The 10,153-nt window shown below is 55.5% G+C and carries 11 protein-coding genes; 10 read left to right on the forward strand and 1 reads right to left on the reverse strand.

The features are described from left to right. The 10 genes from argH to ACREAY_RS06715 form a co-directional block, all read left to right on the forward strand. A partial coding sequence (gene argH, locus ACREAY_RS06670; RefSeq protein ID WP_431754985.1) for an argininosuccinate lyase occupies positions 1–1,395 on the forward strand: 1,395 nt, incomplete at its 5' end. Positions 1,396–1,553: 158 nt separating this feature from the next. Then, on the forward strand, positions 1,554–2,780 hold the full coding sequence (locus ACREAY_RS06675) for a LeuA family protein (RefSeq protein WP_431754986.1): 1,227 nt from the start codon (positions 1,554–1,556) through the stop codon (positions 2,778–2,780). After that, complete coding sequence (lysW/argW, locus tag ACREAY_RS06680) at positions 2,780–2,947, forward strand: alpha-aminoadipate/glutamate carrier protein LysW/ArgW (protein WP_431754987.1); 168 nt, start codon at positions 2,780–2,782, stop codon at positions 2,945–2,947. The genes ACREAY_RS06675 and lysW/argW overlap by 1 nt, the downstream gene beginning before the upstream one ends. A 24-nt stretch (positions 2,948–2,971) precedes the next feature. Further along, positions 2,972–3,808, forward strand: coding sequence for a lysine biosynthesis protein LysX (gene lysX, locus ACREAY_RS06685; protein WP_431754995.1), 837 nt, complete (start codon positions 2,972–2,974; stop codon positions 3,806–3,808). A 5-nt stretch (positions 3,809–3,813) separates the two neighbouring features. After that, positions 3,814–4,938 (forward strand): M20/M25/M40 family metallo-hydrolase, encoded by a 1,125-nt coding sequence (locus tag ACREAY_RS06690; protein WP_431754988.1) that lies wholly within the window; start codon positions 3,814–3,816, stop codon positions 4,936–4,938. Positions 4,939–4,963: 25 nt separating this feature from the next. Beyond that, complete coding sequence (gene dph5, locus ACREAY_RS06695) at positions 4,964–6,031, forward strand: diphthine synthase (RefSeq protein ID WP_431754989.1); 1,068 nt, start codon at positions 4,964–4,966, stop codon at positions 6,029–6,031. Between the two features lie 34 nt (positions 6,032–6,065). Then, positions 6,066–6,548 carry a pentapeptide repeat-containing protein gene (locus ACREAY_RS06700; RefSeq protein WP_431754990.1) on the forward strand — a complete coding sequence of 161 codons (483 nt, stop codon included), beginning with the start codon at positions 6,066–6,068 and terminating at the stop codon, positions 6,546–6,548. A 57-nt stretch (positions 6,549–6,605) separates the two neighbouring features. Further along, positions 6,606–7,217 carry a twin-arginine translocation signal domain-containing protein gene (locus tag ACREAY_RS06705; RefSeq protein ID WP_431754991.1) on the forward strand — a complete coding sequence of 204 codons (612 nt, stop codon included), beginning with the start codon at positions 6,606–6,608 and terminating at the stop codon, positions 7,215–7,217. Next, the gene (locus tag ACREAY_RS06710) at positions 7,195–8,787 is read left to right on the forward strand and encodes a cytochrome b (protein ID WP_431754992.1); all 1,593 of its coding nucleotides are present in this window, start codon (positions 7,195–7,197) and stop codon (positions 8,785–8,787) included. Before ACREAY_RS06705 ends, ACREAY_RS06710 begins: the two co-directional genes overlap by 23 nt. Before the next feature lie 46 nt (positions 8,788–8,833). Next, positions 8,834–9,301 carry a cupredoxin domain-containing protein gene (locus tag ACREAY_RS06715; protein ID WP_431754993.1) on the forward strand — a complete coding sequence of 156 codons (468 nt, stop codon included), beginning with the start codon at positions 8,834–8,836 and terminating at the stop codon, positions 9,299–9,301. On the opposite strand, the gene ACREAY_RS06720 is transcribed toward ACREAY_RS06715, so the two are convergent. Beyond that, positions 9,298–9,660 carry a hypothetical protein gene (locus ACREAY_RS06720; protein ID WP_431754994.1) on the reverse strand — a complete coding sequence of 121 codons (363 nt, stop codon included), beginning with the start codon at positions 9,658–9,660 and terminating at the stop codon, positions 9,298–9,300. The two genes, ACREAY_RS06715 and ACREAY_RS06720, sit on opposite strands and share 4 nt — an antisense overlap. Positions 9,661–10,153: the final 493 nt, after the last annotated feature.

Genomic DNA, 10,153 nt, shown 5'->3' on the forward strand with positions numbered 1-10,153 from the left:
ATACTCTACTACGACATCGTGGGCAGCGAGGCCCACTCGGTAATGCTTCACGAGAAGGGCCACATCACGCTGCAAGAGCTGAAAAAGATTCTCTCTGCGCTTGAAGGGGCGAAAAAGAATCCCGGCGCAATAGACGCCGAGGGCGCGGAGGACATACACGAGGCGCTTGAAGCTTTTGTGATAAAGACTGCCGGCATGGACGCAGGAGGCAAGATGCACACTGCCCGGTCCAGAAACGACCAGGTGGTCCTTGACATACGCATGAAGGTGCGCGACGACATTAACGAATTGTGCTCCTCTATAATTGACCTCATAGGCGGCCTGCTAAAGAGGGCTGCAGAGAACAAGGACGCCATAATGCCGCTCTATACACACCTGCAGCAGGGCCAGCTGGGGACGTTCTCCCACTTCCTCATTGCATACGCGGACGCGCTTTCCCGGGACCTTGAGCGCATCTACAATACGTTTGGCCGGATAAACCAGTCGCCTCTCGGTGCCTGCGCCATCGGCGGCACCAGCATCGACATTGACCGCAAGCGCACCGCGGTCCTTCTGGGCTTTGACGGCCTTGTGAAAAACTCTCTAGACGCCACAACGTCTCGGGACTCTTTTCTCGAATACATGGCGGCGCTTGCAATACTGACCGGCACGCTTGCGCGCATGGCGGAAGATTTCATCCTCTGGTCCACCACCGAGTTTGGCTTTATCGAGCTTGCAGACCGGTATAGCTCTACGTCAAGCGCGATGCCCCAGAAAAAGAACCCCGACCCGCTAGAGCTGACGCGCGCCAAAGCCGCCATGGTGGCCGGCAAGCTGGTGGCCGTGCTCGGCATTACAAAGGGTCTGCCGTCCGGCTATAGCCGCGACCTGCAGGACTTGAAGCCGCAGCTATTCGAGGCGTCGTCCATAGCCATTGACACAGTCCGGGTCATGGACGGAGTCGTCAGGACTCTCCATGTCCGCAAGGAAAGGATGTTTGAAGTGTCGAAAAACAGCTATGCCATCGCGCTCGACGTTGCCGAGCAGCTGGTGATAAAAGGCACGCCCTTTCGCAGCGCGCACAAAATAGTGGGCGCGCTCGTCGGCAAGGCAGCCGAGAAAAACATTCCTCTGTCAAAACTAGACGCCAAGGAAATAGCAGCCGTGCTAAAGCAGGCCAAGGCAAAAGTGACCGGCGCAGAACTGGCACAAGTTGTAAAGGAAATGACGCCTGAAAGGTCGATAGAGCTCCGCAGGTCCGCAGGCTCGCCAAACCCGAAAGAGCAGGATGAGATGATAAAGGCAGGAAGGTCAAAACTTGCCGGGTATGAGCTGGGCGTCAAAAAGAGAGCGAAATTCGTGCAAGGCTCCTTCGACGGCCTGGCGAAAACCGTCAACAGCTATCTGTCTTCATAATTACGCGACCGTTGTCGCACCTTTTTGCTCTGCTGCAGATGTTTTTCGTGGCCAAGTGGTCTGAAATTAGCGATTCTTGCTAATCTAGGCTACGAAAGTCGCTGTTTTAGTTGCGATAAAGTTTATATCGTGTGCGAATAATGCTATGAATAACAGAAATGTCGCTAAAATCAGACGACCCGAATCATTATGCACACCTGTATAACAGGATGGGGGGCCAGGACGCCGCGACGTCCGGCAGAAAGGTGAGGATACTTGACAGCACGCTCAGGGAGGGCGAGCAGCACCCCGGCGTCGCATTCACGATAAAGCAGAGGATCCAGATAGCGTGGATGCTCGACTCTTTTGGCGTTGACCAGATCGAGATAAGCCCTGTCGTTTCGCCGGATCATGTAGAGGCGACAAAGACAATAATCAAGCAAGGATTAAGGGCAGATATCGTAGCTCACGTACGGGCGATCAAGTCGGATGTCGACATTGCCATAGATTGCGGCGCGACGTGGGTTGCAACCTACATGGGCATTTCTGACATACACCTGGCGGCCAAACTAAAGATAAGCCGGGAGGAGGCCAAGATCCGCGCCCTCGAAGTTGCAGACTATATCAAGGCGCACGGGCTAAAGTCTCGTTTTACGATGGAAGACGCGAGCAGGACAGAGCCGGAATTCCTGATAGAGATGTGCAAGGAGATGAACAAGCGCGGCATTGAAAGGATAAGCATTCCGGATACTGTCGGGATAATGCGCCCCAGGGGAATGTACCAGCTGGTAAAGATGGTGCACGACCACATCGACAATTCAAGATCCGCGCTTGACGTCCACTGCCATAACGACGTGGGGCTTGCTCTGGCAAACGCGCTGGCAGGCTGCGAGGCCGGCGCCGACCAGATTCATACCACGATAGACGGCTTTGGCGAGCGCACCGGCATTCCGTCGCTTTCAGAGACGGCAGTCGCGCTGTCGCTCATCTACAAGTCAAACAACGAGCTGCGCCTCCACATGCTGCGCGACCTGTCAAGGACGATATCTCAATACACCGACCTGCCTATACCAGAGTCAAAACCGATAGTGGGCGACAGCGCCTACAAGCACAAGGCCGGCACGCACCTTGCCGCCATACTGCGCAACCCCGCCGCGTACGAGATCCTGGAGCCAAAGGCCGTGGGCAACCGCAGAAAGATAGTGTTTGGCGAACTTGCCGGCAAGAATGGCGCCGCCTACCTGCTCTCTCTGCTCGGCCTGGAGACAGGCAAGCGCGAAGCAGAGCAGCTGGCCAAGGGACTGAAGGAGTTGCGCATGGGCGACATACTTGAGCTATACCTTGACGACAGGCTGGAGAGAAAGATACTTAATGACGCGCCAATGAAGGTAGGGTCGAAGGAATAATGGTCAACTGTCCAGAATGCGATGCGGAAATCAAGGTGCCTGCAGACTCGATAGAAGGCGAGATAGTGACTTGCCCGGACTGCGGTGCAAGCTACGAGCTGACCAAGGCCGAAAACGGTTTTGGCATAAAACCGGCAGAGGTTGTCGGCGAAGACTGGGGTCAGTGAGCTGGCACGGGGAGCTCCCTCACCATCCTCTATGATACCATACGGTGGGAAGAAAAGTCTCTGTACGAGGCTGCCAAGAAAAAGGGCGTAGACATTGAAAACATCGACATAAAGAACCTCCACATCAGCCTGAATGGCGAAAAAAGCTATGAAGGGAAAATAGTGCTGCAGCGCTCTGTCTCCTATTTCAAGAGCCTTCACGCCACGGCGGCTCTCGAGGGTCTCGGCGCGCATGTCATAAACCCACTGCAGGCGGCAAGCATGACCGGCAACAAGCTGTTTGCGCACATGATACTTGAAAAGGCCGGAGTCAGGACGCCCAAAGCGGTGGCCGCGTTTTCAGAAGATTCGGCCATAGCTGCACTTGAAGAGTTTGGCTATCCCGCAGTGATAAAGCCCGTGGTCGGGAGCTGGGGCCGGATGATAGGCCTGCTCCGGGAAAAAGACGCCGCGCGTGCAGTGATAGAGGACCGCGAGCACATGTTCCCGCTTTACCACGTCTATTATTTTGAAGAGTTTGTACAGCGCCCGCCCCGGGACATACGCGCCATCGTCGTCGGTGATAATGTGGTAGCTGCCATCTACCGCTACTCTGGCGACGGCGAGTGGAAGACCAACATGGCACTCGGTGGCAGGGCGGAGGTCTGCCCCGTGACAAAGGATCTTGAAGACATTTGCATAAAGGCAACAAAGGCAGTCGGCGGCCAGATAGTGGGCGTCGACCTGATGGAGAGTAACAAGGACGGCCTGATGGTGCACGAGGTGAATAACACTACCGAATTCAAGAATACCGTCCGGGTAACCGGCGTGGACGTCCCGGGGATAATGGTTGATTATGCCTTTGCTCTGAATAAAGGGTAACCGAATTGGTATCGCCAAACTATGCGGTCGAGCTTTTGCAAAAGGCGCTAGAGATGTATACGCCGTCAAGGTCGGAAGCCGCCCTTGCCAACATGATAAAGGACAAGTGCACAAACGAGCTCGGATTTGAGCAGGTCAACATCGACAGCGTGGGCAACGTCATCGCCACAAAAGGCACGGGCGAGCCGCGCATACTGCTTTGCGGCCACATGGACACGGTGCCGGGCCAAGTGCCGGTGCGCATCGAAGACGGCTACCTGTACGGCCGCGGGGCATCTGACGCCAAGGCGCCGCTGATAGCCATGCTCCTCGCGGCGTCCGAGTTCCCAAAGCAGGCAGGCACCGTGATATTTGCAGGCGTGGTCGACGAAGAGGGCAACGCCGCCGGAGTCAAGCAACTGGTAAAGAGCAAGATTGGCGTCGATTATGCCATGTTTGGCGAGCCTTCCGGCATCGACAATATCACAATTGCCTACAAGGGCAGGCTTGCAATTCGGCTCACCTGCGACGTGGGCGACAGCGCGCACGCAAGCGCTCCATGGCTTGCCCGCAACTCTGTAGAGGAAATGTATGATTTCTGGAAGGCGATAAAATCAGAGATCGAGCGAGTGGGGACTGCCGAGAGCAAGGCAAACTCGATCAGCTGCACCCTCACAGAGATAAGCGGTGGATCGAGCCACAACGTGACGCCGCAAAAATGCAAGATAACGATAGACATGCGAATCCCGACGATAACCACGTGTCAGAACGTCCTTGATACCGTCGACGGCGTGATAACCCGGACTGCCAAGGAGAAGGGGATGAAAGCAACGTATCGCATAGAGGACAGGACCGATCCGTTTGAGGCCGACCACTCGTCGCCCCTGGTGCGCGCCCTGTCGCTTGGCATACTGGACGTGCGCAAACAGCGCCCGACGCTGCTGAGAAAGACCGGCACCGGCGACATGAACGTCCTTGGCAACACCTTCAAGATACCGGTTGTCACGTACGGCCCTGGCGACCCGCACGCCTCGCACACTGCTGACGAGCGCGTCAACGTGGACGAGTACGTGTCGAGCATCGAGGTATTCGGCAGGGCGCTCTTCCACATGTCGCGCATACACCACATCCGCAAGCAGAACAAAAAGTAACATCATATAGGCGCAGACCGCGTCCATGCTCATGCTCTGGTTTGTGGGTACTGGCATCAACGGCTACCGCGGGCTGAGCCTTGCTGCCGTAGACATCCTGAAAAAGTGCGACGTCATCTACGTGGAGAGGTTCACGAGCCTGCTTTCTGACGGCGACATTTCCGGCCTCAACTCTGCCACCGGCAGGCAGGCGATACCTGTGCAGAGGTGGTTCGTAGAGGACGGCAGGGAGATACTCGAAGCGTCAAAGGAAAAGCAGATAGCACTGGTGACGTACGGCGATCCGCTCATCGCGACCACACACAGCGAGCTGCGGGCGCGGGCCGCGAAAAATTCGATAAAAACTGCCGTACTGCATGGCGCGTCCGGCATCGCGTCGATAATGGGCGAGTGCGGACTTCACATTTACAAGTTTGGCCGGACTGTGACTATGATGTCAGAACCCAAGTCGGCGATTTCAGTCTACAACACGGTGTTTGACAATCTGCTGGCAGGCGCCCACACGCTCGTGCTGACCGAGTACAGCCACGACGACAAGGGGGCGTTCTTTCTGGAACCTGGGCAGGTATTCCGGATGCTCCTTGATGTCGAGCGCGACCAGCGGCACCACGTCTTTTCCGAAGAGACTTTTGTAGTAGTGGCGTCGAGGGTTGGCGATGACGACCAGCGCATCGTTTCAGGCAAGATAAAGTCGCTTGCCGGCGTCGGGTTTGGCCCGGGGCCGCACTCTGTCATCATCACCGGCATGCTCCACTTTACGGAAGAGGAGGCGCTAGAGGCGCTGACAGTCAGCCTTGACGGCCCTGCCGACAACGCCAAGAGCATCAAGAGGATATCGGCGCAGATGGTAGAGCGATATGCGCCAAAGGCAAAGGAGGCGGTGAAACAGATGCGCAACGTGCTGCGCGATGACGACAAGGGAGATAAAAAGGGCATGTACGAAGTACTCGACAATGCCGAATACTACATCTCTGACTCTGAGCGGTTCCTGATGCAGGGGCGCCATGACCTGGCAGTGCTGAGCATCGGCTACGCAGAAGGGCTCATCGACGCGCTGAGGTTCCAAAAGGGCATCAACCCCTGGAATCCCTGAAATTATATATGAGGTTGCATGTGGACAGAAAGCCATGTCCGGCGAAGCGCTAAAAATGCTGCAGGAAGGCAAGGTGCAGGAATTCAACGAGTGGAGGATGAAGAACCTTACAGTCAAGCTTGATTTTGCAGGCGCTGATCTGTCAGGCAGGGACCTTGCGGGCGCGTACCTGAACGGCATCGTTGCCACAAACGCCAGCTTTGCCCGCGCAAACCTGTCTGGCGCCAATTTCGTGCAGGCCGACCTGAACGGCGCCAACTTTGAAGGTGCAAACTGCGGAAGCACGCTGTTCATGTATGCCGAGATGAAGAACGCAAACCTCGCCGGCGCGGACGCGCAAAAAACGAATTTCATGTGGGCCAACCTGCAGGGCGCAGACATGTCCAACATGCGCATGCTGCAGACCGTGTTTGTAGAGGCAAACATGCAGAACGCAAAAGTGGCAGGCGCCGACAAAGCTGCTGCCTACTTGAAGTACGCCCGGCTGGAAGGCACGCCCTGGACCGACAAGCGCTGACCTCTTGCGCACATTGGGACAAACATTTATTAATTAAATTCTAGCGTATTTTCTTGTATGGCGCAGAGCCCTCCAGCTACAGGAGGTAAGGTGTCCCGGCGTGACTTTCTCAAGCTTATGGCGGCTGCCGGCACTGTGATGACGTTTACGCCTTTTGTCGAATGGGGCAAGTTCCTTCCAAACCCCGCCGGCAACCAGGGCGAGAGGCAGCCGGTGAAGCTGCCTGACGGAAGCCAGGCCAACGTTAAAACTTTTAAAATTAACCACTCCGAGGCAATCATCTACCCTGAAAGCGAAGACCCCGTCCTGAACAAGGAGGCCTTTCGCACGTGGCAGTTCATCAGGCTCCCGCCAGAGTTGGGCGGCGACAAGACCGACGCCAGCGCGTTCAGGGTATACAGCATGGTCTGCCTGCACCTCTGGTGCCTGTGGAAATACTTTCCCGGAGAAGGCCGCAAGAGGGGAGAATGTCCCTGTCATGGCAGCCTGTATGATCCGATGACCGGCAAGGCATTTGCCGGCCCGGCATCGCTGCAGGGTCCTCCTTCAAATGTGCTTCCCAGGCTCGACCTCGAAGTCGACGGCAGCGGCAACATCTGGATACTGCCTCCGGTCTGGACTCCTGATAGGAACGGTATAGTTGGATATGGGCGCTTCCTTAACATATGAAAACAGTCTGACGAGATTCTTCCGGTGGGTGTACGCCGGGGTAGAGCGAACTATATTCATGGGGATGAAGTTCACGTTCCCCGGAAGGTTCGTAAGCCCGCTTGGCTTCCTTGGCATGCTCACCTTCGTCGTATTCATTATACTGGGTATCACCGGGGCGTTGCTTATGCTGTGGTACGAGCCCATCCTTGACCGGGCTTGGAACAGCGTCAAGAACATCAACGACACCATCCCGTACGGATTCCACATACGCAACATCCACTACCACGCGTCAAACGGCATGGTCATGCTTGCCATCCTCCACATGTACTACCAGTACTTCTCTGGCAGGTACAAGATCAGAAACGAGATACTGTGGGTGACAGGCATCATTCTAGGCGTGCTCTCGATCCTGGAGGCTTTCACTGGTTATGACATCATATTCTCAGAGCGGGCCGAGCTTGCAATTTCGATTGCGGCGTCGCTTACCAATTCCATTCCTATCCTGGGGCCGCAGATGCGCGAAGCGTTCTTTGGTGCCGGATTCCACGACTTTATCCTGCGCTTTTACACGTTCCACGTCTTTATGCTCCCTATAGCCCTGCTTGGCCTCATGGTAGTCCACTTTCCGCGCTTTCTGGTATTTGACGTCCCAATGGTCATGGCAGTATCCGGGGCCATCATGCTTACGGGCGGCGTGTTCCCTGTTGGCATGGGGCTGCCTTTCGACCCGTACGTGCCGCCCGGCATTACGGTGCCCGAGTGGTATCTGACGGGGCTATACGCATTCTTGCGCACAATGTACGACAAGTTCGTCACTGGCGTCGCGTGGCCCGGGCTGTTTATCGGTGCATTACTGCTCGTCCCCTTCGTCGACAGGTATAAGAAATTCTCGTGGAAGGACCGGCCCATCGTCACAGCCGTGGGTATCACCAGCCTCGCACAGATCATTGTCACCACATACTGGGGGTTCTACATCGATCCGGACCGCACCAAGGCGCTGCTCGAACGCCTTGTCATTGACCCGATATTCTTTTACTTGGTCATGATACTGCTGGTGCCGCTGTCGTTTGGGTTCACCTACATGATGATCAAGCTGGCCAAGCACGCAGAGGCCAACGCCAAGGCGCAGCCTAAGAAGGCGGGCAAGTCGTCCATCGAGTTCTCGCAAAAGTGGCTCTATGCGCTCCTTGTCGTGCTCCTTGGCTTCCAGGTCTACCTAAACATCGCCGCATACTATGCAATGCTCGACGGCATGAAGAACTACTCCCTGTTCCTGATAGGGATAATGATGCTGGTGTTTGCAGGCATGTTCCACCTGTACAGGTATGGCAAGGCACAGGCCAAGGTGCCACCGCCCAAGCCGACGCCGCCGTCAGCCAAGCCCGCGCAGGCGCCACCAAAGCCTGCTCCTGCAATACCTGCAGAAAAGCCGCTGACCGCTCCGCCTTCGCAGGCGCCTGCGGCAAAGCCTGCACCGCAGCCCGCGCAACTGCCGCCGCAAAAGGCAGCAGCCACAAGCACTCCACCTGGAAGCAAGACGGCCGCCGCGGGGCCAGAGACGGATGTCAAAGGACCTGCAGGGCCTTGACATCTGAAAATTTATATGTGAAAATCCGGGAGTTTAGATCAGTTCCATGACAAGTCACGCCGGCGGCATCAGCTTTATTGCATTTGTGGTAGCCGTTGCGGTGAGCCTTGGATACTATCAGGGTGTCTACATCCCTCAGGTAAACGCCAAGCCCATACTGCCTGAAGACGTCCTGAACCCTGAATCAAGTTTTGAAATCCTGATTATCGAAGGCGCCTCACTAGAGTCCAACGGCAGGTTCTTTGAGCCCAAGGATGCGCGCACGACGATAGGCATAGACAGCCGGGTGGTCTGGAAGAACAACGACACCGTCCCGCACACTGTCACCACCGACGATGGGTATGTCGATGCAATCAACGGCAAATTTGACTCGCTTGCAAACGAGGAAGAGCCGTTTGTCATGCCCGGCTCTGAATTCACGTTTACCTTCACCAAGATAGGCGAATACCCCTATCACTGCGAGCCGCATCCATTCATGCAGGGCAAGATCGAAGTAATAGAGAACTTTGCCTAGTTCTTTACTACTACCTTGATGTAGGCAATGTCAGAGTAGATCTCTTTGTGCTCCTGAATGAGCGTCACCCTGAACTTTACGCTTGACGACTCGGCCGGGACATGCTTGGTGCTTGCCACAAAGTCGATGGCCGTTGACCCTTTAAGCTCGGCCTTGAATATCGAGAGCCTGGCATAGGGGTGGTTCACTTTCTTGCCGTTGAGGAAACTGTAGGAAAACACGTCGCTTGAATTCTCGATCTGCGAGTTTATGACGACGCTGTCCCACCTCCCTGCATAGTTTATCGCCACCTTGCCGTGGAGCTCTTGGCCGGCAGCCACCTCATTTTCCTGAAGAGATAATGTCACTTCGTTGCTCAAGTGAGGTAAAAGACTCGACGGCATGATTTAAACTAATTCTACCAAATGATTTAAAATCGTTGAGCAGCGAAGTAGAAAAGGCTTCCGGAAAACAGTGTCATGGACGCATGCCCTGAATGCCCCGGCCGGGTATACCGGTACAGGGACGGGAACTGGACGGAGTGGATATGCTGGCGCTGCGGACACTACCGTGCCGACACGCCTGCCTTCCAGATGCAGCCTGACCTGTTCAGGAACGTGGTGCGCCAGAACGGCGAGTTTTTCATGAAAAAATATGCCAAATCGCGATGGCTTGTCTCACATAGTTGAACGGCTGGTAAACATTTTGTGAGCAATGAGGGCTTTAATGTGGTGGGCGTTAATAACATACGGATTGCGTCTCTCAAGCATCACGATAGATGCAGACGGCTCGCCTTCCGGTTATATAGCATGGTACAACCACTCGGCCAACCTTAGCAGGATACGCGCGCTCCGCCCTTCTCTCAAAAACGAC

It is taken from the genome of Nitrososphaera sp., assembly GCF_050748925.1.
GTDB lineage: Archaea > Thermoproteota > Nitrososphaeria > Nitrososphaerales > Nitrososphaeraceae > Nitrososphaera.